General features: G+C 52.8%; 23 protein-coding genes and 1 tRNA gene. 17 read left to right on the top strand and 7 right to left on the bottom strand.

Annotation, left to right across the window (positions count from 1 at the left end; genetic code table 11):
• Nucleotides 1–18: 18 nt before the first annotated feature.
• The 5 genes from infA (at nt 19) to Q1B13_RS00185 (ending at nt 2,179) form a co-directional block, all read left to right on the top strand.
• Entirely contained in the window at nt 19–237 is a 219-nt protein-coding gene (gene infA / locus Q1B13_RS00205; protein ID WP_005978431.1) for a translation initiation factor IF-1, read from the top strand.
• An 11-nt stretch (nt 238–248) separates the two neighbouring features.
• On the top strand, nt 249–827 hold the full coding sequence (locus Q1B13_RS00200) for a nucleoside triphosphate pyrophosphatase (protein WP_299076762.1): 579 nt from the start codon (nt 249–251) through the stop codon (nt 825–827).
• Complete coding sequence (locus Q1B13_RS00195; RefSeq protein WP_299076760.1) at nt 824–1,846, top strand: ribonuclease E/G; 1,023 nt, start codon at nt 824–826, stop codon at nt 1,844–1,846. The genes Q1B13_RS00200 and Q1B13_RS00195 overlap by 4 nt, the downstream gene beginning before the upstream one ends.
• On the top strand, nt 1,843–2,025 hold the full coding sequence (locus Q1B13_RS00190) for a DNA gyrase inhibitor YacG (protein WP_299076757.1): 183 nt from the start codon (nt 1,843–1,845) through the stop codon (nt 2,023–2,025). Before Q1B13_RS00195 ends, Q1B13_RS00190 begins: the two co-directional genes overlap by 4 nt.
• 79 nt (nt 2,026–2,104) lie before the next feature.
• Nucleotides 2,105–2,179 (top strand) — tRNA-Phe (locus tag Q1B13_RS00185).
• Between the two features lie 647 nt (nt 2,180–2,826).
• Here Q1B13_RS00185 and Q1B13_RS00180 read toward each other — a convergent pair.
• The gene (locus Q1B13_RS00180) at nt 2,827–3,492 is read right to left on the bottom strand and encodes a TetR/AcrR family transcriptional regulator (RefSeq protein ID WP_299076754.1); all 666 of its coding nucleotides are present in this window, start codon (nt 3,490–3,492) and stop codon (nt 2,827–2,829) included.
• A gap of 22 nt (nt 3,493–3,514) precedes the next feature.
• Here Q1B13_RS00180 and Q1B13_RS00175 point away from each other — a divergent pair, with 22 nt between their 5' ends.
• From Q1B13_RS00175 to Q1B13_RS00165, 3 genes are read left to right on the top strand one after another with little or no spacing between them, the layout of a single operon-like run.
• Nucleotides 3,515–4,051, top strand: coding sequence for a redoxin domain-containing protein (locus tag Q1B13_RS00175; RefSeq protein WP_299076751.1), 537 nt, complete (start codon nt 3,515–3,517; stop codon nt 4,049–4,051).
• 60 nt (nt 4,052–4,111) lie between these two features.
• A complete protein-coding gene (locus Q1B13_RS00170) occupies nt 4,112–4,579 on the top strand; it encodes a nuclear transport factor 2 family protein (protein ID WP_299076748.1) in 468 nt (155 codons plus the stop codon).
• A gap of 49 nt (nt 4,580–4,628) precedes the next feature.
• Nucleotides 4,629–5,036, top strand: a complete 408-nt coding sequence (locus tag Q1B13_RS00165) for a hypothetical protein (RefSeq protein ID WP_299076743.1) — start codon at nt 4,629–4,631, stop codon at nt 5,034–5,036.
• 635 nt (nt 5,037–5,671) lie between these two features.
• Here the strand turns inward: Q1B13_RS00165 and Q1B13_RS00160 are convergent.
• The 3 genes from Q1B13_RS00160 to Q1B13_RS00150 all read right to left on the bottom strand — a co-directional run bounded on the left by Q1B13_RS00160 (nt 5,672) and on the right by Q1B13_RS00150 (nt 8,867).
• Entirely contained in the window at nt 5,672–6,937 is a 1,266-nt protein-coding gene (locus Q1B13_RS00160) for an ABC transporter permease (protein ID WP_299077886.1), read from the bottom strand.
• A 5-nt stretch (nt 6,938–6,942) separates the two neighbouring features.
• Nucleotides 6,943–7,749, bottom strand: coding sequence for a taurine ABC transporter ATP-binding protein (locus tag Q1B13_RS00155; protein WP_298936848.1), 807 nt, complete (start codon nt 7,747–7,749; stop codon nt 6,943–6,945).
• Nucleotides 7,750–7,859: 110 nt separating this feature from the next.
• Nucleotides 7,860–8,867 (bottom strand): ABC transporter substrate-binding protein, encoded by a 1,008-nt coding sequence (locus Q1B13_RS00150; protein WP_298936847.1) that lies wholly within the window; start codon nt 8,865–8,867, stop codon nt 7,860–7,862.
• Nucleotides 8,868–9,185: 318 nt separating this feature from the next.
• Here Q1B13_RS00150 and Q1B13_RS00145 point away from each other — a divergent pair, with 318 nt between their 5' ends.
• Nucleotides 9,186–10,421 carry an FAD-binding oxidoreductase gene (locus Q1B13_RS00145; protein ID WP_299799542.1) on the top strand — a complete coding sequence of 412 codons (1,236 nt, stop codon included), beginning with the start codon at nt 9,186–9,188 and terminating at the stop codon, nt 10,419–10,421.
• Nucleotides 10,399–10,797, top strand: coding sequence for a cupin domain-containing protein (locus Q1B13_RS00140; RefSeq protein WP_299799540.1), 399 nt, complete (start codon nt 10,399–10,401; stop codon nt 10,795–10,797). The genes Q1B13_RS00145 and Q1B13_RS00140 overlap by 23 nt, the downstream gene beginning before the upstream one ends.
• Nucleotides 10,798–10,801: 4 nt before the next feature.
• Here Q1B13_RS00140 and Q1B13_RS00135 read toward each other — a convergent pair whose 3' ends face one another.
• Complete coding sequence (locus tag Q1B13_RS00135; RefSeq protein WP_299076733.1) at nt 10,802–11,584, bottom strand: IclR family transcriptional regulator; 783 nt, start codon at nt 11,582–11,584, stop codon at nt 10,802–10,804.
• Between the two features lie 125 nt (nt 11,585–11,709).
• On the opposite strand from Q1B13_RS00135, the gene Q1B13_RS00130 reads away from it, so the two are divergent.
• The 5 genes from Q1B13_RS00130 to Q1B13_RS00110 are packed head-to-tail and all read left to right on the top strand — an operon-like array spanning nt 11,710 to nt 16,219.
• Complete coding sequence (locus Q1B13_RS00130; protein WP_299076730.1) at nt 11,710–12,705, top strand: dihydroxyacetone kinase subunit DhaK; 996 nt, start codon at nt 11,710–11,712, stop codon at nt 12,703–12,705.
• A 3-nt stretch (nt 12,706–12,708) separates the two neighbouring features.
• Nucleotides 12,709–13,308: a dihydroxyacetone kinase subunit L gene (locus tag Q1B13_RS00125; RefSeq protein ID WP_299076727.1), complete on the top strand. Its 600-nt coding sequence runs from the start codon at nt 12,709–12,711 to the stop codon at nt 13,306–13,308.
• Nucleotides 13,309–13,344: 36 nt separating this feature from the next.
• The gene (locus Q1B13_RS00120) at nt 13,345–14,382 is read left to right on the top strand and encodes a sterol desaturase family protein (protein ID WP_299799538.1); all 1,038 of its coding nucleotides are present in this window, start codon (nt 13,345–13,347) and stop codon (nt 14,380–14,382) included.
• Between the two features lie 25 nt (nt 14,383–14,407).
• Nucleotides 14,408–15,247 carry a 3-methyl-2-oxobutanoate hydroxymethyltransferase gene (locus tag Q1B13_RS00115; RefSeq protein WP_299076722.1) on the top strand — a complete coding sequence of 280 codons (840 nt, stop codon included), beginning with the start codon at nt 14,408–14,410 and terminating at the stop codon, nt 15,245–15,247.
• A 12-nt stretch (nt 15,248–15,259) separates the two neighbouring features.
• Nucleotides 15,260–16,219 carry a PDR/VanB family oxidoreductase gene (locus Q1B13_RS00110; protein ID WP_299076719.1) on the top strand — a complete coding sequence of 320 codons (960 nt, stop codon included), beginning with the start codon at nt 15,260–15,262 and terminating at the stop codon, nt 16,217–16,219.
• Here the strand turns inward: Q1B13_RS00110 and Q1B13_RS26990 are convergent.
• Nucleotides 16,216–16,617, bottom strand: coding sequence for a DUF1524 domain-containing protein (locus Q1B13_RS26990; RefSeq protein ID WP_366870771.1), 402 nt, complete (start codon nt 16,615–16,617; stop codon nt 16,216–16,218). The two genes, Q1B13_RS00110 and Q1B13_RS26990, sit on opposite strands and share 4 nt — an antisense overlap.
• 38 nt (nt 16,618–16,655) lie before the next feature.
• On the opposite strand from Q1B13_RS26990, the gene Q1B13_RS00105 reads away from it, so the two are divergent.
• Nucleotides 16,656–17,045 carry a VOC family protein gene (locus Q1B13_RS00105; RefSeq protein WP_299076715.1) on the top strand — a complete coding sequence of 130 codons (390 nt, stop codon included), beginning with the start codon at nt 16,656–16,658 and terminating at the stop codon, nt 17,043–17,045.
• A gap of 224 nt (nt 17,046–17,269) precedes the next feature.
• Here the strand turns inward: Q1B13_RS00105 and Q1B13_RS00100 are convergent, their stop codons facing one another.
• Nucleotides 17,270–17,626: a DUF488 domain-containing protein gene (locus tag Q1B13_RS00100; RefSeq protein ID WP_299077883.1), complete on the bottom strand. Its 357-nt coding sequence runs from the start codon at nt 17,624–17,626 to the stop codon at nt 17,270–17,272.
• Nucleotides 17,627–17,766: 140 nt separating this feature from the next.
• On the opposite strand from Q1B13_RS00100, the gene Q1B13_RS00095 reads away from it, so the two are divergent.
• A complete protein-coding gene (locus Q1B13_RS00095) occupies nt 17,767–18,717 on the top strand; it encodes an AraC family transcriptional regulator (protein WP_299076712.1) in 951 nt (316 codons plus the stop codon).
• Nucleotides 18,718–18,735: the final 18 nt, after the last annotated feature.

Here is an 18,735-nt window from a genome sequence, read left to right as displayed (position 1 = left end):
CCTAAGTATGGAGACAACATGGCCAAGGAAGATACGCTCGAATTTCCCGGTGTCGTGAAGGAACTCCTGCCTAATGCGACGTTTCGGGTCGAGCTGGAAAACGGCCATGAGATCATCGCACATACGGCAGGCAAGATGCGCAAAAACCGCATCCGTGTTCTGGCTGGCGACAAAGTTCAGGTCGAAATGACCCCGTATGATCTGACAAAGGGTCGGATCAACTACCGCTTTAAGTAACGCACTGTTCAATGGCGTTTATTCTTGGATCGGGCAGCCCAAGGCGGCTGGACCTGCTGGCCCAGCTTGGCGTGCAGCCCGATGCCATTCGCCCCCCGGACATCGACGAAGCGCCTGTGAAGGGTGAGCTGCCGGTTCCCTATTGCAACCGCATTGCGCGTGAAAAAGTTCAGGCTGTTCAGGCGGATGACGAAGATGTCGTCTTGTGCGCGGACACGACTGTGGCATTGGGGCGACGCATTCTGGGAAAACCTGAAAACGCCGGGCAAGCCGCCGAGTTCCTTCACGCTTTATCCGGGCGTCGGCATAGGGTTGTGACCTCGGTCGCCGTCCGGCGCGGGGATCGCCTATTGCAATGCGACGTGGTTTCCCAAGTCAAAGTCAAGCGCTTATCGGATGTCGAAGTAAATGCCTATCTGGCCACGGACGATTGGCAAGGCAAGGCCGGAGCCTATGCAATTCAGGGACCCGCTGGTGCCTTCATCCCTTGGATTTCAGGATCGTTCACTGGCATAGTTGGGTTGCCACTCTCCGAGACCGCAGCGTTGCTTCAAGGCATCGGTTATCCGTTATACAGTGAGGCGCTATGAAAGGCCGTACCATCATTCTCGACCAGATCGAAGGGAGCCAAGCCGCGGCCTTGATGGTTGACGGTAAGTTGGACGATTTTCTGATCGACGGTGACAGACCAAGGCCGGGAACCATTTACCGCGCGCGCGCGGACCGGCCTGTCAAAGGGCAGGGCGGTATGTTCGTCACAACGCCGGATGGCCCGGCGTTTTTACGGCAGGTTAAGGGGTTGGCCCCTGGTGCTCAATTGCTGGTACAAGTGACGGGCTTCGCAGAACCCGGAAAGGCCTTACCGATCACCGATCGGATACTGTTCAAAAGCCGCTATGCAATCGTGACACCGGATGCACCGGGTCTAAACATCTCGCGAAGCATCCGCGACGAGGATGAGCGCGATCGCTTGCTGGAGATCGCACATGAGCAAATGGAAGACAGCTCCTATGGTCTGATTTTGCGTTCATGCTGCTCCGGTGCAGATATCGTGGACATTGAAGAAGACATTAGTGCCATGCGGGCTCTGGCTGAGCAGATTCTAAACGATTCAGGCACCGAACCCGAAACCCTGTGCGAAGGCGATGGTCCTCATATTCTAGCCTGGAGAGACTGGACCGATCCTGCAGAAGTCATCACCGAACCCGGTGGGTTCGAAGCGCAAGGTGTCTTGGACGCGCTGGATACAGCACGCGGTATTGCTGAGCCTCTGCCTGGCGGAGGACATTTGTTCATCGAAGCCACCCGCGCTTTGGTGGCGGTTGATGTGAACACAGGTAAGGATAGCTCTCTGGCAGCGGGCACCAAAGCCAATTTTGCCTGCGCGAAACAGCTTGCACGTGCATTGCGCGTGCGAGGGCTTGGCGGACAGATCACGTTGGACCTTGCCCCAATGCCCAAGAAAGACCGCCGAGGGTTTGAACAGGTTCTTCGCGCAGCGCTCAAGGCGGATTCCGTAGAAACAACACTAGCTGGCTGGACCCCTTTGGGGCACTACGAGTTGCAACGAAAACGTGGGCGCATTCCTTTGGCCGAGGTGTTGAAATGAGCTGCCCCATCTGCAGTGAAGACACGGTGACGCAGTTCCGCCCATTTTGTTCAAAGCGCTGCGCAGATATCGATTTGGCCAAATGGCTGAACGGGTCATACGCGGTCCCGTCGCAGCGGGAAGAGGCTGGGGAAATCAGCATTTCGGATGCGGAAGACACCGTTCCACGACCCCACTGAAAAAATGTCAAAAAGCCTCTGGACACTGGATGGTGCAAGTCATAGAACGCCTCCACCCAGCGGCCAATGCCGTTCCCGTGCCCGGGTAGCTCAGGGGTAGAGCAGTGGATTGAAAATCCTCGTGTCGGTGGTTCGATTCCGCCCCCGGGCACCACTAATTTTAACAAGCAGCAGATTATAAGTAAAAGTTCGGGATGAGAAAACTGCAGACCCCCGTCTATTCCACCCGTTAAGTTGCGAATGTATGTGCCCAAATGTTCCGGCGTGCTCAGATCGTTGAAACAATCGCCCTTTCACACTAGCCTAAACACCTCTCGGGAGACTTGTCGAAACCGATGGCATCGCGTTGCTCTCCAATCATGGAGACTTCGTGATGTGGATACACGACAGGATGGGAATTGCCGCTTCAGGTCTAGCCAGATACCACCTTTGCGACACATGGGCACGACAATCGGGACAAGTCTGGCCCGAAGGCGGGCTACGGAGCAGCCGTTCGCTGCTAGTACGGCACTAAGCCTCAGCGACGGCGGCAATGCGCTGAAAGCGGGCTTTGCAAAGTCTAGCTAGCGGCCCAAGGGAGACATCTGGTAACCCACCACAATGCTGCAACCGCAGCTCGCTTTGCGGACCCTCGCTGTTGCCGCAAACTTAATATGACTACGAACTCACAGATCGTGGACTTTTCTAACCTTCGCCGGGATCGTTTGAGATGCCGCTCGCGCCTGCGACCAACCAATCATGCGACCCGCAAGGAAGGTCAATACTGAGCCTAAAGTGCCTCAACTTGCGGATGCATAAAGGTCAACTTTCAGGCTCGGCGAGAACGGATCTGACATATTTTTCAATGTCGCTTTCGAGATCCGCGTCGCTAAAGCCAGCGCGCGCTCGAAACACCATACCTTGCCGTAGATCAAACATCAGCTTGGCACGATCTGCACTCGGAAAGCCCTGAGGAAGTGACCGTTTGGCGACCTCCTGGTCAAAGCGCACTTTTATGCGTTTATCCGTTGTTGCGATTGCATCGCGCAACAACTCTGCAGTTCCTTCAACGTGTCCCGCACTTGTCGCAACGCAGGAGACGAGGAAACAACCCTTCGCCCCGCTCACATGGTGCGTTGAGTAGTCAATAACTGCTTCGAAGAACGCTCTGACTGCTTCGCGAATATCCGGCACAGTTTCCAACGCAACCAAAGGCGTACAGGCATCATTCGTTGCATAGCTGTTGATCGCTTCAAGATACAGGCCGTGCTTATCGCCGAACTCGGCATAGAGGCTTGGGCTGTTGATCCCCATCGAATCAGTCAGCAGCTTCATCGACGCCCCTTCGTAACCTTTATTCCAGAACACCCCGATAGCTTTGTTGAGGGCTTCGTCGCGGTCAAACGTTTTAGGGCGGCCGACTTTTTTTGTGACGTTCATTACAAAAATCCTTGACGTCTGGGTTTGAGTGTATTTTATAATGATCATCACAAAACGCAAGGACTGGAAAATGTTATCCCAAAAAACTCCTGCAGGAGCCCAATTTCCGGAAATCAGCGTCGCCAAACTTGGCGGCGGAAACCTGACTCTTGGTGTGCCGCAAGGAGGTCGTGACTGGCAACTGGTCGTCGTGTATCGCGGCAAACACTGCCCGATGTGCACCACCTATCTGAAAAAGCTGGAAACACTTCTGCCAGAGTTTTATGCGCTTGGGGTTGATGTTGTGGCTGTTTCCGCTGATCCTGAAGGCAAAGCTAGCGATCAGATCGCTCTGGTACAGCCAAGCTTCCCGGTGGGGTTTGACCTGAGCCTCGATCAAATGCACGAACTTGGTCTTTATGTCTCTGACCCGCGGTCAGCTGAAGAGCATGATCGCCCCTTTGCAGAGCCTGGCATCTTTATCGTGAATGCAGACGGACAAGTTCAGGTGACTGACATCTCGAATGCACCATTTGCGCGCCCTGATTTGAAGACCCTGCTGGGCGGCCTTCGCTTCATTCGCAATCCCGAAAACAACTATCCTATTCGGGGAACCCGCGCCGCATAAGGCGCACGCCTCCCCCCACAACTCTCTGAAATCAATAATCTAACCTGAAAGGACAAGCTCATGCGCTTGAAATCCTTACTCTCCACTGTTGCCGTCGTCGCCTCTCTGGCATTGCCCGCTTTTGCTGAAACCACTGCACAGAGCGCAGCGCGTGAGAGCCTGATCGCCTTAAACGACCACTTCAACGAACTCGCTGCTACACATGACGCAGCTGGTCTCATCGCCCTTTATGACGAAGATACATTCTGGATTGCCCCAGCAACCCGCCCGGCCCAAGGGCGTGATGGCGTTCCACGCCAGACAATCACCTTCATGAGCGAGAACAAGGGCCAGCTGTCTCACACGATTGAAGACTTGTTCATCTCTGATGATGGCACACAGGCCGTCATGAAAGGTGTGACACAGGCTTCGGTCGACAGCCAGGGATTCCAGCTTGAAGGGACGTACATCTACGTCCTTGAGCGTGAGAACGAAGAGGCACCGTGGCATATCGTGCTGGATATGTTCAGCAACTACGCCACTGAGTGATCCTCGCTCTCACCACTTCCAAACAACCGCTTCCAACAGGAAAATTACAATGGCAATGACTGAAAATCACCCCAGTGCATCCGCCGTCAAAGAGACACTGGATGGTTTGATCCATGGCGTTTCAGGACACTCTTTTGAGGTGCTGGACAAGCTCTATCACCGCGACATGCAGACCTATGTTCTGCTCAATGACGGCACCCTGATGCGTAACGATAAAAACGGGTTCATGGCGTTCATCAAGGACAACATGTGCGCGCTGAAGGACGAAAACCCTTGGGTCAAGTATCACTTGGTCGAGGCCGACGACACACACGGGCATATTGTGGTCAGTCGCAAGAACAACGCGACCGGGCGCTATCAGCTCATCTCGCTCAGCATCGACTTCGTGCTTGAAGATGGCAGGTGGCAGATCACCCGCGAGATCATCATGACACGTGATCAGGCAACTGAAGCATGAGAGGTGCGTCGCGATGTTGTTCGTAAAAAGGCAACGCGGCGCCTCAAAGACACAAAGGAACAGAACATGACAACCTGAAATCCCGTTTCCCGGATCGACCATCTGCTCTTTGCGGACCTATATTTTGGGAAGCTAGTGTTAAGGCACTTACTCTTATGAACGGGTTATTCGATATCTTGCGCGGGATACTTTCGAGTGACCAAACGTACATATTTGTATCGGTTCCGCGGCAAATCGCCATCTCCGATGTGGTGCGCAGGAAGAAGGGCCGTTCGTCTCACAAATTGCTACGGAACTTCCTGCGCTGAGCGGGGCTATTGGGATCGTAAGTTTCTGGGAAGCCAACATTTCTTAACCAGCAAAAGTGCCAGTACCGAAGACATCCGCATACCACACAACGAAAACCAAATAACCGATCCTGCCGAGACTAGTTGGCAGTGGTTCAGGCAAAAGCTGCGATACTGCTGAAATACGCAAACATCAGACTGCGCAAGTTAGGCGGAATGCCCATTCCTGCAGTTTGGTCAGGAGCGGAATGAAAGAAAGTACAAATGAAAAAGACCGGGCAATGAATTGCCCGGTAGTGCGAACAGTCATGGAGAACTGCTCAAGGGGTCCCTCAGGGAGGTTCGGGATCAGCCTTTTCCTTTCCAAGGAACAAGCCACCGTTCGGCCCACCGCATTAGCATGTCGATGCCGAACCCAATCACGCCAATCAGTGTGATGCCCAGGATGACGATGTCAGTGTTCTGAAACCTTGAGGCGACCATTATCATCATCCCTGCGCCTTGCTCAGCGGCAACAAGTTCGGCAGCAACAACGGTCCCCCAGCAGACACCCATCGCGACACGGGCGCCGGTAAAAATTTCCGGGAGTGAATTGGGGACAATCACGTAGCGCATGATTTGCCATTTGTTGGCGCCAAGCGAGTAGGCCGCATGAACTTTAGAAATGTTTACTCCTGAAACACCTGATCGCGCCGCTATCGCCATGATCCAAAGTGCCGCCAGGAACAGCAGAATGATTTTGCCCGTTTCTCCGATGCCGAACCAAATGATAACCAGTGGGATCAATGCGAGCGGCGGAACCGGGCGCATGAACTCCACAATCGGATCGAACCAACCTCTGAACCAATCGCTGAGGCCCATGGCATATCCCAAAGGAATACCCACAAGGGCGCCCAAAATGAAGCCCGCAATAACGCGGAACAGTGAATACCCCAAGTGCTCCGCAAGTGTGTAGTTCCGAAAGCCTTCACCGATTATTTTGGTCGTCCGACTCCAGACTTCTTCTGGTGGCGGCAAATATAGAGGCTCCATTTGCCAACCGCGACTGGGCGCATAATTCGGCGTGCCCTTGTCAGAGAGAGTTACGGTCCCGCTTTCAATTCTAACAGTTTCACCACGTTTGATGGGCTGGCCGTTAATCGCGACGACTTCGGCGCCCTCTTTCTTAGTGACTTCGTCGTTGGAATCGACCCGGATCAAACTTGTTCGCCACTGCGCCAGCGCGGAGGAATCGTTCTTGGCGAAGCCATCGCCAGGAGCAACTTCGGGTGCTTCGGTTTCTTCCTCACGTGGGTAGACTACAACTGTTACTGTTGCGTCATCCCGTTTGCCATCTGCCTCGACCGTATAGGTGAACTCGGCAGTGCCCTGAAACGGTGCCGGTGCATGTAGGAATTTTGGAAGCAAGCTGGAACCGGTGAACATAGCCCAGATGAAAAAGATGGTGATGATTGAGATGATCCCTGCGGTTCGATTGGGCCGCACCGCACTTTCATCTCCAAACGTCACGGTTTTTAGTGAGGTAAAGTCCCGGACAGTCGCGTGATGAACGACCTTGGTGACAATGAAGTAAGAGCCAACGAAAATGCCGACATAGATGAAGAGAACGAAGATCCCGGTCATGCTGCGTCCTCCGTCCGGCCCATGATTTCTTCTTCCATGTCCCAGATCATCGAAAGGATCTCTTCGCGTTTGGGTCCGAAATCCGGATGTTTTTTCACCTCTCGTAGATCGGCACCCACACCCAGTTCAGCAAAGGGCAGTCGGTATTCCTTGTGGATCCTGCCTGGCCGTGGAGCCATGACAATCAGACGCTCTCCAAGGAGCAGGGCCTCTTCGACCGAGTGAGTGATCAAAATGATTGTCTTGCCGGTCTCTTTCCAAAGCTTCAGAACCAAGCTCTGCATTTTTTCACGTGTCAGAGCATCCAATGCCCCCAAAGGTTCGTCCATCAGGATCACATCGGGATCATTCGCAAGACAGCGTGCAAGCGCAACGCGTTGCTGCATGCCGCCAGATAGTTCATAAACTGCCTTTTCCTTGAAATCCTGAAGTCCAACGACGTCGAGCAGGTGATCAACGGTTTTGTCTTTTTCAGCCTTTGGTGTTCCCTTCATCGATGGGCCGAATCCCACGTTTTCGCGTACGGACATCCACTCGAAAAGTGCGCCTTTCTGGAAAACCATTCCGCGTTCAGCATCGGGCCCGGTAATCCTATGCCCATTCATTGTCAGTTCACCGCCGGTTGGTGCCAGAAAGCCCGCAACGATGTTCAGAAGTGTTGTCTTGCCGCAGCCGGAAGGCCCCAAGACACTCATCAATTCGCCTTCTTTGAGGTGAAGCGAAACGTTCTCTAGAGCCTGGATCGCGCTACCATTGGGTAACTCAAAGCGCATTGAGAGATTTTCAATTGAAAGTCCGGTCATGGTTCCTCCACGTTGTGCCGGAGTTCCGGCAGATTGGGCGAAGTTTTCCCCGCCTCATTTGTCTGCGGTGCGGCTGGCGTGGAACGTTGATCACGCCAGCCGAAACGGTCCTACATATCTTTGGCAGCTTGCAACGGTCCTGTATTTACAGAGTCTTCATAGCTGTCGAGCGCAGAATCGATTGAACCTGCGTTGACGAAGACGTCAGCCACACCTTTCATGAATGTCGCAGCGTTTCCGCCTAACCACTTGTCGGACAGAGCTTCGTCAATCGAGAGCATTTTCATGGTCGAAAGGGCGCTAGTGGCAGCATCCAGGTCCATTCCGGATTGTTCCGCAAGCACGGCCATCATTTCGTCGCCACCAGCCCCAGAATTCCAACGCTCGTTTTCTTTGGCGGTTACAGCCAGAAACCTGGCTACGATGTCACCATTTTCAGCGATGAAAGACGCAGGGGCTGAAATCACATCAAAAACGAGGATACCCAAGTCTTCCTTCTCAGCACCCGTCAGCAATACGTTTCCGTATTCCTTCATGCTGGTAAGACCGCCACCATAACCGCAGGCGAAGTCCACGGCCTTTTGACCCAGGGCGTTGGCTCCTTCAGGTGGAGGCATGTCAACGATCTTAAGGCTATCAAGTGGTACCCCGAAGTGGTCCATCTGACGTAAGAAGCCATAGTGCGCGGCTGTACCAAGCGGCACAGCTACTTTCTTACCAGCCAGTTCGCTTGCAGAATCCTTGTCGATTTCCAGATCTGAATGCACAACACAATTGTCATTTTCAGAATAGCTGACCGCGACATCCACGACCTGCAAGTCCTGGCCACCGGACGCGGCGACAACAAAGGGAGGAACACCCTGGGACACGGCAATTTGCACATCTCCCGAAGCCATCGCCGCCGACATTGCGGTCCCGGTTTCGAAAGACACCCAGTTTACTTTCATCCCAAGCTCTTCCTCGAACGCACCTGAAGCCTTGGCGGCCAGGATTGGCATTGGCCATTCAAGGAAATAGGCGACGGTAAGCTCACCATCTTCTTGGGCCAGCGCAACAGATCCGCTTGTCACCAAAGCCAAACTTGCGGCCGCTCCAAGCAAAAAGCTTTTGAGTTTCATTCTATTCTCCCTTGTTGTTCGATGTGATAATTTCACAATACAAAACTTTTATTTTGCATAATGAGAATAAGTTGCGAATCGGGACTCAGTCAACGTTTTTCCAAATGAACAAATCCGAAGCTGTTTTCGCGATGCCAACAAATAGGCATCCAAGCCTAAGTCATAAGTCCTATTGACCCGCATAAAAGCGGCCACTATGTTTCCTTATATGGAAATAAAGTTTTGTATTACAAAACAAAGAGAGATTCAAACATGCCAATCCCTGCCGCGATAGATGAGGTCCATTGGTCACGGACGGCTGCACCCGCCCCCGAAGCGTTGCTGCTGGAAGGCGACATCACCGCTGACGTCATAGTTGTGGGGGGTGGTCTATCCGGGACACGTACGGCTTTAGGTTTGGCAGAAAGTGGTGCCAAAGTTGCATTGCTGGAAGCCAAGAGGATTGGATGGGGTGCTTCTGGACGTAGCGGGGGCCAGTGTAATCCTATTTGGCGAGCAACGCCGCAGGATTTGGCGGGTCGCTTGGGCGACGCGTGCGCTAACCGACTAGTTCGAGCAACCCTGACATCTGCCGATGATCTGTTCGCCGACATCAGGCGATATGACATCGACTGTGATGCAGAGCAAAACGGCTGGGTTCAGGCCGCGCACTGCAAGTCTGAAGCGGCTTCACTGATTGAGTTGGCAGAGGCATGGAATGCTGTTGGCGGAGAAATTGGTGTTCTCGAAGGCCCAGAAGTCGCGAAAGTGAGCGGATCTGAAGCTTACAGATTTGCGCTGTTCCACAAGCGTGGCGGTCATGTACAGCCTCTTTCTCTGACACGGGGTTTCGCCCGAGCCGCCGAAAAACACGGCGCGCAACTCTACGAAAACGCCTCTGTTCGGAGCATGTCGAGGGTTAACGGAAAGTGGAAGGTCGCGACCTCAACAGGCAGCGCTACTGCCCGGCAGGTGATTTTGACCACCAATGCTTACACCAACGGTCTTTGGCCTGGATTGCAACAAACGTTCTTTCCAATGGTTAGTATTTCGCTCGCAACAGCGCCGCTCAGCGATAGCTTACAGCAATCGGTATTGCCAGGAGGTGTGACCATCTCCGACAGTCGGCGTGCGATCTACTACGCGCGCTACGACCGAGATAAACGGCTGATCTTTGGTTGCGTTGGTAGCAACGACAGTGTGGAAACACTGGGCGGGATCAAACGATTGCAACGCGGGCTCGACACTGTGTTTCCACAACTCAAGAATACTCCCATCGAAACCGTTTGGGCTGGACGTATAGCCGTCACGCCCGAAATGATGCCTCACCTCCATGAACCTGACGAGGGCGTGCTCGCGGCTCTCGGTTTTAGTGGTCGCGGCATTGCGATGACTTCTGTCATGGCCAAGGGGCTGGTGCATAAGACTATGGGTGGAAGTGAAGAAGACCTTCCATTTCCGGTGACGCCGATTAAGCGAATTCCATTTCATTGGGCGGCAACCAAGATGCTGCCACTTGCTGCTCCGGCCATGACCATACGCGACTCCTTGGATGGCATTCTCGGTCGCAAATAACAACGCAATCCAGGAAGGGATCAGGTTTATGGCTATTGTGCTATTCGGGGATCAATCTCCAGAGAAAGTCGAAAAAGACATCACTGCGGAAATCGTTTTGGGGGCGCCGCGTCAGTTTGTTGAACTCATGTATTCAGGCAATAATGACACCTTGAAGTCTGGGATCTGGGAAAGCTCAGAGGGCGTGTTCCGAGCCAACTATCACGGAATAGTTGAGTTCTGCCACATCCTTGAAGGCGGGGCGGTAATAACAACCAGCGATGGACAATCGGTAATGGTGAAGGGAGGCGACGGGTTTGTCCTAGAAGAAGGGCTGGAGACCGAGTGGGTTGTCGGCGACTACATCAAGAAGCACTTCTTTATATGTAACGTTTGAAAGCTCAAGTTGAACGCAATGTCGCTAAATCGGGTCGAACTCCTCCTACCAACTTAGTGACTCGATTCGCTGAAGCCATGAGTTCATCGGCCCAGCCCACCATTTCTGACATGGGGTGCTGGGCCTGGACGCACCAGATATTCAAAACCGCAATCGGTTCGCCAAGGTAATTGAAGATCGGAGCGGATATGCCGCCGAAATAGTCATACTCTTCACGATCATTCTGGGCAAAGCCCGCCTCGCGCACGGTTTCCAGTTCTGATTTGAAGGTTTCAGCGTCGGTGATTGTCCGTTCGGTATACCGTTCAAAGCCATACTCGGCCAATTTTGCATCAATGATTTTGTTTGGCATAAACGCAAACAGGGCTTTCCCGGACGCAGAGCAGTGGATTGGCTCTCGCATACCGGGTTTCTGTGTTGGGCTGGTAGCGGATTTTGCTTCGATAATGCGCAGATAAACAACTTCCAGCCCACTCGGTATGCCTATGGTGACATTCCCGTCAAAGAGGCTGTGAAGTCGCAACATCTCATCCAACGCCACGGCTTGAATATCATAGCCACTATAAGCGTTACGAACCAGGTCGAACACCTTGGGACCTAACAGATAGGCTTTTCGAGACTTGTCATACTGGACCAACTGTTCCTCAGAGCAGATGCCCAGCAATCGGTGAATTGTGCTTTTGTTCATTCCGCTGAAATTGACTAATTCCGAAAATGTCATCGGTTTCTGTGACTCGCTGATTATTGTCAGCAGTTTCAACAATTTGGCGACGATAGAGCTTTGCATGTCTTCCTCATAATTTGTTTTGCAATTCGGAACAAGGGTTCTGCGTTCACTATTAAGATGCTTGATCTTCACCTCAAGTTCGTAATATAATACTTTTGTTTCATATTGCAAAACTAGAGAGCCAGATGAAGAAGTTGATGAATGACCCGGTGAACTACGTTGACGAAGTTCTGGATGGCTTAAGCTTGGCTCACCCGGCAACATTCACTGTTGACGGTTCGACCGGGCGAATGCTGCGCAAAACCAAGTCGGGTGAGAACAAGGTCGGCGTTGTTTCGGGTGGAGGGTTTGGACATCTGCCAATTTTCGCGGGCTACGTCGGCGATGGCCTGCTCGATGCATGCGCGGTTGGCGATGTCTTCGCATCTCCCGATATGACCCCGATGCTGGAAGCTATTCAACATGCTGATAGGGGTCACGGTGTTGTTTGCGTCATCGGCAACTACGGCGGTGATAAAATGAACTTCGCAATGGCCTGTGAAATGGCCGAGATGGAAGATATTACCGCACAACAGGTCATCGTTTGTGATGATGTGGCAAGTGCGCCGCCGGAAGAGGCTGAAAAGCGGCGCGGTGTGGCCGGGTTAGTTTACGTTATGAAAATCGCTGGTGCCGCTGCCGCCTCCGGCATCTCGTTAGATGGCGTCGTTGGCGTAACCAAACGGGCAGCCTCCAACTGTCGCTCAATAGGAGTGGCCTTGGGGTCTTGCACTGTACCACAAGCCGGAAAGCCAACCTTTGAAATTGCTGATGACGAAATGGAAATCGGCATGGGGATTCATGGCGAACCGGGAGTGTCTCGCGGCAAACTCAAGACTGCGGACGCACTGGTTGCCGAACTGATGGACTTCGTACTGCCGGAGCTGACGCTTACGGCAGGCGACAAGGTCTCAATGCTGGTCAACGGGCTAGGAGCGACCCCCAACGAGGAACTGTACATTCTGTTTCGGGCGGCAAAGGCCATTCTCAAACAAAAGGATATCAACCTCATCCAGCCGCTGGTTGGCAACTATGCCACTTCAATGGAAATGGCAGGCGCATCGATCACCGTGATGAAACTGGATGATGAGTTGGAAAACCTGCTTTCCGCCCCTGCAAATAACCCGTTCTGGAGGAATTGAAACATGGGCCTGACCACCAATAGCTTGCGTCATGCCATCATCGCTATTTCCGAGGACATTGATGTAACCGGGGAGTTATTGAATGAGCTTGATGGAAAGCTCGGCGATGGCGATCTGGGCGTCACCATGATCAATGGCTTTAATAATATGCGCGCCATCGCTGACGAGCTGCCTACTGATGTTGGACAGGCCTGCATGCAAGCCGCTAAGGCGATGACCAAGGTTTCCGGCTCATCTTTTGGAACACTTATGGGCATCGCGCTGATGGCGGTCGCCAAGCAGACAAAGGGTGAGACGAGTGTGGGCTGGTCGCATATGTCGGACCTGGCGAAAGCAGCGCTTGAAGCGATGATAAGCAGAGGTGGCGCGTCACTGGGCGACAAGACGGTATTGGATTCACTCGAGGCTATCCGAACTGCGTGTGCCGATCTTGATACGCCAGAGGCGCTGCTACAGTCAGCCCGGGATGCCAGCGCCGCGGCGCTAGCCGAATTCAGAGACAAGCAATGCAAAATCGGGCGCGCTCGGATTTTCGGTGACCAAACCGTCGGCATGGATGACCCGGGCATGATCGCGGTGAATGAAATGCTGGGCGCCCTGTAGGCGTTTCCAGGTCTGCTTGGCCAATGCAATTGAAGAATGTTCATGGAAAGCAAGGTGATGTCGGCACATGATGAAAAGACTGTAGTCAAAATCCCAGCAGGCAAATCGCGTGAGTGGAATTTTCACCCGGAACTGCCCATTGCGATGTCTCCGGTATTCGACATACCGCCAAAACCGAGGGCTGCTTTTGACTGGCTGATAGGGACTTGGCTCAAGCTAACGCCGCCGGTGAGCCATTTGCTGTTTGCTCTGATAACGGTCACATTTTTTCTACCAGCGTTCAGCGATATGCAGGGCGTGTCCATAGATTGGATGATCCAGATTGCCGCGATCTACTTTGGAGCCGTGATCCTTCTGGGGACTATCTTGCACCTATATCTATATGTGTTTGCAGGCCAAAAGACGCGCCAGAAATTCGACGTGCGACCTATGGAAAAAAGCTCGCGGTTTACCTTCGGTGATCAGGTTTGGGACAATGTTTTCTGGACACTTGTATCGGCGGTCGTCTGCTTGTCTGGCTGGTCCATTCTCTATTTCTTTCTTGCCTCCAACGGCTGGGTGCCAACGTTGAACGGCTTTAGCGCGTCACCTGTTTGGTTCATCTTGTTCTTCTTTGTGCTCCGTTTTTGGCAGTCATTTCACTTCTATTGGGTTCATCGGCTGATCCATATCCCTTGGCTGTTCAAGAATGTGCATCACTTGCATCATCGAAACGTCAATGTCGGGCCCTGGTCGGGGCTGGCAATGCACCCTGTCGAGAGCTTCTGTTACTTTTCAAGCATCCTCATACATTTCGTACTGCCATCGGACCCACTTCATGTGATTTTCCACATGTATTCACTTAGCTTGGGGGCGCTGTTTTCCCATGCAGGCTTTGACAAACTGTTCGTCAAAGACAAACAGGCGATAAAAGCAGGGTCCTTCCACCATCAACTGCATCATCGGTATTTTGAGTGCAACTACGGATCCGAAGAGATCCCGCTCGACCGCTGGTTTGGCAGTTTTCACGACGGCACACCTGAGGCCACGAAACGCATTCGAGCGCGAAAAAAACTGATTTTTGCGCCGAAATGACTAGCCCGCACAGGACGAACACCCGATGAAAAATATCTACACTTACGGCGGCCAACCTGCTCAGCGTCACCTAACGGTCGAGTGCATGTTCACTAACAAGGCAGCCTGCAAAAAGATGACGCAAGTCACCGCCTCTGATGCTGAAGAGGCCAAAGCCGCCGCAGCTCAAGAGATCGATAGCGTGACAATAAGTTGCGACAACACCGCAGGCATCCGAACTGCCGCCCCTCATATCTTCATAACTGCCGCGCAATACATGAGCCAGTACGTGACAGAAGATGAGGCACTTGGGGGAGCGATTGACGCCATGGCCAGTGGAGCAGACGCGATTTATTCCCCGCGAGGATTGCGGACGATAGAAAGGATCGCGCGTGAAGGTATCAGTGTTCAGGGGCATACAGGACTCTTCCCTGCACGTGCCACTCAATTTGGTGGGTTGCGTACGGTTGGAAAGACCGCAGAAGAAGCAATGAGCCTCATGCAGGACTTTCGCAGGCTTGAAGAGGCAGGTGTGTATTGCTGCGAAGTGGAATGTGTCGCGCACGAAGCGCTTGTCGAAATTCAGAAGCGCTCGAAGCTGATTACTGTCACAATTGGTGCGGGGTCGTCTGGCGATATTGTTTTGTCTTACATGTCGGATCTTTGCGGGGACACCGAAAATCCACCACGTCATGCAAAAGCCTATGGAGATGTCCGCGCCATCCGCAAGCAATTGGCCGCTGAGCGCCTGAAAGCACTTTCTCGATATCGAGCGGCAGTTTTAGATGGGTCCTATCCTGATGATGCAACCACAGTTTCCATGCCCGGGGCCGAACTGGAAAAACTGAAGGACGGTCTGGAAAGAATGCAGCCGATCCATCAATGAGGAGTCTGGGCTATGTCGCTTATCAACGTCAAAGTCGTCAAGATAGCAAGTGAAGGTGAAGGTATTCGTTCGTTTCTGCTTAGGAAAACAGGCTTTTTCAAGTTACCTGCTTATGAACCGGGCGCTCACATAGACGTGCACTGCGGAGAAGGGATCATCCGCCAGTATTCGTTATGCGGCGATCAGAATGATCGGCATCACTACATGATTGCTGTCAAACAAGTGGAGCTTTCGCGAGGCGGATCCGATCTGATGCACCTGTCGGTACAGGAAGGGGATCGCTTGGAAATAGGAAGCCCGCGCAACAACTTTTCATTGTATGAATCCGCCCCGCACGCCGTGTTGCTGGCTGGCGGCATTGGCATTACACCAATCATTGCCATGGCGGATCGTCTCAACGCTCTGGGTCGTTCGTTCGAGCTCCACTACTTCTCGCGCGGCCCGGAACATACTGCCTTTCAGAACCGACTGCTTAGGGGCAGCTTTGCGACCAGAGTTTCGCTTCACGAAGGATTGGATGTGGCTGCGACGAAGGCGAGACTGAAGGCTGTTTTTGCAAGTCCTCCGCCTAGAACGCAGGTTTACATTTGTGGCCCGGGTTTATTTATGGCCTCAGCAGAAAGTACAGCGCTGAAAACGATCCCTGCTGCTGACATCAAGCTGGAGCGTTTTGCAGCTAATCCAGCTACAAATATTGGTCCGACTGCACCCTTCCAAATTGAGCTTGCCCAAAGTGAAACGACCCTAGAAGTTGGTGCGAAAGAAACGATCCTGGATGTACTTCAAGCGCACGGAATTGACGCCGCGTTTTCCTGTGAACAAGGCGTTTGCGGGACTTGCGTGACGAGAGCGCTTGAAGGTGAACCCGATCACCGTGATAGTTTTCTCTCTCCAAAGCAGCGTCGGGCAAACCAGCAAATTTGCTTGTGCGTGTCGCGTTCAAAGTCGTCCAAGCTGGTGCTAGAGCTCTAGTATTTGACACAATGAATGTCCGTTTTGGGCTTTGAACCATCGTTGGAGATTTCGCGCCAAAGGGCGGTATATTCACTGCGAAAGTCTGAAGCGGCTCTTAAACTTACTAACATCCTCTGCTCACATGCTTGAACCAGTTCAAGGTTCCAGTCTTGTTCATTGAGCGTATCTTGTGCCCAAATCCATGAGCTTGCACACGTTTCCCCGATATAGCCCACCTTTTCGAGAAACGGTTTTCTCGCCATCTTTGTGTTAGTCCGTCCCGAGACCAGCAAAAGATTCCCAATGCGATTAGAGTCATCCTGCCAAATGCCCTGAGGGAAAGCAGAGTTTTTGGGCGCAAGTCCCCATCGAAATTGAGTACGTCGGGGGTTGTGGAATAGCCGATGGGATGTCAAATGTTCCTTATATGTTCCACTTTTAGATGAGGCGTACAATGTCCCTAAATTATGTGATGATCGGTTCCAACGATGTAACAATGGCAAGGGCCTATTTTGATGCCGTCTTACCCCTAGTTGGCGGCAAGGTGGTAATGGAATTCATGCCCCATGGTTTTTGCTATGGCCTGCGCGGCGGTGGCCGGATTTGGGTAACGCCACCGTTTAATAAGGAAGTAGCAACGCCAGGAAATGGTAATATGGTAGGTTTGCTATGCGAAAATGAGGCTGAAGTTAAAGCGGCCCATACAGCGGCACTCTCTGCTGGTGGCACCAATGAGGGGGAGCCGGGGCCGCGCCCGCAATATGGGCCTGATTTTTACGGAGCTTATGTCCGTGATCTTGATGGCAACAAGATGAGCTTCGTTTATTTTGGCGAAACGGACTGAATCTAACCAACGGCATTTGGCACGCTCACCTGCTAATTGCCACCTGGTTCTGAACGTCCGGAATGTGCGGTTTGCGCCTTGCCGCACATGCAATGGACCTTAGCGTGTCCAACAGCCGCAATTGGCTCATCCTACCCTCTATGCTTGCCGCAGAGAACGGCCGCTGCGAGCCCAAATGGCCATATTGCTGTATCACAGCTTATGCCGGCTTTGGTGGAACTTGATCAGTTCTGTTCGCGCCGAAGAATTTCCAGGAGGATGAGCGCGTGGTTGTGACGATCATCTTTCGCGGCGAAGAGAAGAGTGAGAGTGCCGGTCAAACCCCTCTCCTTCAACTCACTGACACAGGCGTTCCGTACGGCCCCTTTCAGTTCAAAGAGATACTGTAATTTAAACTCCAGCGGCCGCTTTGGATCATGGTCGAACCATATACGTAACTCGGGGCTTGGAGTGACATCTTTCATCCAGTCATCCAGTTTTGCGACTTCTTTAGAGGCCACGCGCGGCCAAACTCGATCAACGAGCACCCGGTGTGCGTCATCAGCTGATGGAGGTTCACAAATTCGCTTTATCTCGATCATCGGCTTCAATTTCTGTCCTGATCGCGTGGCCCATCACAATACAAGGAACCCACCGTACTACGGTATAGCCAAACGTTCCAAAAGCTGTGCAGATCGTTCACAGCCCTGTACATTCGCAACTAGCTGCTTAGACAGAAGGAATGCTTGATCTTCTAAGCCACATACTGACCAGCCTGTCCATGCGCGGGACGCTGTACTTCCGTACATCGTTCACCAAGCCCTGGGGCGTCGCCGTACCGGGTTATGAGAACGTGGCCCGATTTCACTTTGCCCATCGCGGTAGCTGCCTTGTGCGCGTCGAAGGTACCGATACGGTTATAGATCTGGCGCAGGGCGATCTTGTTATCATTCCGCATGGGGCGTCGCATTCGCTCTATTGCGGTCATGAGCCAGAGAAGACGGTCCTGCCGCTTGACGCCGTTTTGGAAAAGTCGGGCTACGATGGGTCAGGCGTACTGGTTTTTGGTGGTGACGAGCCGCAGAGCGAAACGCAACTTGTTTGCGGGCATTTCTCATTTGACCCAAGCTCAAAGCACATTCTGCTCGACCGCCTGCCACCGTATATCCACCTCAAAAACTACGGTGAAAGCGCCGGTCGCTGGATGGAAGCCACGCTTCGTATGATTGGTGAAGAGGCCGGTGGGACAAAACTGGGTGGAGACCTGATCGCGCTGAAAATGTCAGAAGCGATACTGGCGCAGGCCATCCGCAGCTTCATTGATGGTGACGAGGCCACGGAGTGGGGTTTGGGTGCGTTTTCGGACAAGAATCTAAGCCGTGCTCTTGATGCGTTTCACAAATCTCCGGCCGATAGCTGGACCGTGGAAACACTTGCCCAGGCCGCAGGGATGTCGCGTACCAGCTTTGCCGTGCAGTTTCAGAAAACGATGAGCATGACGCCCATGGAATACGTCACGAGATGGCGTATGGAACTTGCCAAGAAAGTTCTGCAAGAGCCTGGCGCCTCTCTCACAGAAGCCGCTGAAAATGCCGGATATGCCTCGGACTCGTCGTTCACACGAGTTTTCAAAAAAGAGACCGGGATGACGCCGGCAGAGTTCCGAAAATCACGAAACCTCGTTCGTTCGTAAGTCTGAACGATCTGTGCA

It is taken from the genome of uncultured Ruegeria sp. (genome assembly GCF_947489545.1).
In the GTDB taxonomy this organism is placed as follows: domain Bacteria; phylum Pseudomonadota; class Alphaproteobacteria; order Rhodobacterales; family Rhodobacteraceae; genus Ruegeria.
Note: the sequence above shows the minus strand (reverse complement) of the source record. Positions and strands in the feature narration are given on the sequence as shown.

Excerpts from the sequence above, each read along its gene's own strand:
- Q1B13_RS00195 (WP_299076760.1), top strand. The coding sequence starts at position 824 with ATGAAAGGCCGTACCATCATTCTCGACCAGATCGAAGGGAGCCAAGCC.
- Q1B13_RS00125 (WP_299076727.1), top strand. The coding sequence starts at position 12,709 with ATGGGCCTGACCACCAATAGCTTGCGTCATGCCATCATCGCTATTTCC.
- Q1B13_RS00150 (WP_298936847.1), bottom strand. The coding sequence starts at position 8,867 with ATGAAACTCAAAAGCTTTTTGCTTGGAGCGGCCGCAAGTTTGGCTTTG.
- Q1B13_RS00095 (WP_299076712.1), top strand. The coding sequence starts at position 17,767 with ATGCTTGATCTTCTAAGCCACATACTGACCAGCCTGTCCATGCGCGGG.
- Q1B13_RS00200 (WP_299076762.1), top strand. The coding sequence starts at position 249 with ATGGCGTTTATTCTTGGATCGGGCAGCCCAAGGCGGCTGGACCTGCTG.
- infA (WP_005978431.1), top strand. The coding sequence starts at position 19 with ATGGCCAAGGAAGATACGCTCGAATTTCCCGGTGTCGTGAAGGAACTC.
- Q1B13_RS00135 (WP_299076733.1), bottom strand. The coding sequence starts at position 11,584 with ATGCAAAGCTCTATCGTCGCCAAATTGTTGAAACTGCTGACAATAATC.
- Q1B13_RS00190 (WP_299076757.1), top strand. The coding sequence starts at position 1,843 with ATGAGCTGCCCCATCTGCAGTGAAGACACGGTGACGCAGTTCCGCCCA.
- Q1B13_RS00130 (WP_299076730.1), top strand. The coding sequence starts at position 11,710 with ATGAAGAAGTTGATGAATGACCCGGTGAACTACGTTGACGAAGTTCTG.
- Q1B13_RS00100 (WP_299077883.1), bottom strand. The coding sequence starts at position 17,626 with ATGATCGAGATAAAGCGAATTTGTGAACCTCCATCAGCTGATGACGCA.
- Q1B13_RS00170 (WP_299076748.1), top strand. The coding sequence starts at position 4,112 with ATGCGCTTGAAATCCTTACTCTCCACTGTTGCCGTCGTCGCCTCTCTG.
- Q1B13_RS00140 (WP_299799540.1), top strand. The coding sequence starts at position 10,399 with ATGGCATTCTCGGTCGCAAATAACAACGCAATCCAGGAAGGGATCAGG.
- Q1B13_RS00115 (WP_299076722.1), top strand. The coding sequence starts at position 14,408 with ATGAAAAATATCTACACTTACGGCGGCCAACCTGCTCAGCGTCACCTA.
- Q1B13_RS00105 (WP_299076715.1), top strand. The coding sequence starts at position 16,656 with ATGTCCCTAAATTATGTGATGATCGGTTCCAACGATGTAACAATGGCA.
- Q1B13_RS00110 (WP_299076719.1), top strand. The coding sequence starts at position 15,260 with ATGTCGCTTATCAACGTCAAAGTCGTCAAGATAGCAAGTGAAGGTGAA.
- Q1B13_RS00155 (WP_298936848.1), bottom strand. The coding sequence starts at position 7,749 with ATGACCGGACTTTCAATTGAAAATCTCTCAATGCGCTTTGAGTTACCC.
- Q1B13_RS00165 (WP_299076743.1), top strand. The coding sequence starts at position 4,629 with ATGGCAATGACTGAAAATCACCCCAGTGCATCCGCCGTCAAAGAGACA.
- Q1B13_RS00180 (WP_299076754.1), bottom strand. The coding sequence starts at position 3,492 with ATGATCATTATAAAATACACTCAAACCCAGACGTCAAGGATTTTTGTA.
- Q1B13_RS00120 (WP_299799538.1), top strand. The coding sequence starts at position 13,345 with ATGTTCATGGAAAGCAAGGTGATGTCGGCACATGATGAAAAGACTGTA.
- Q1B13_RS00175 (WP_299076751.1), top strand. The coding sequence starts at position 3,515 with ATGTTATCCCAAAAAACTCCTGCAGGAGCCCAATTTCCGGAAATCAGC.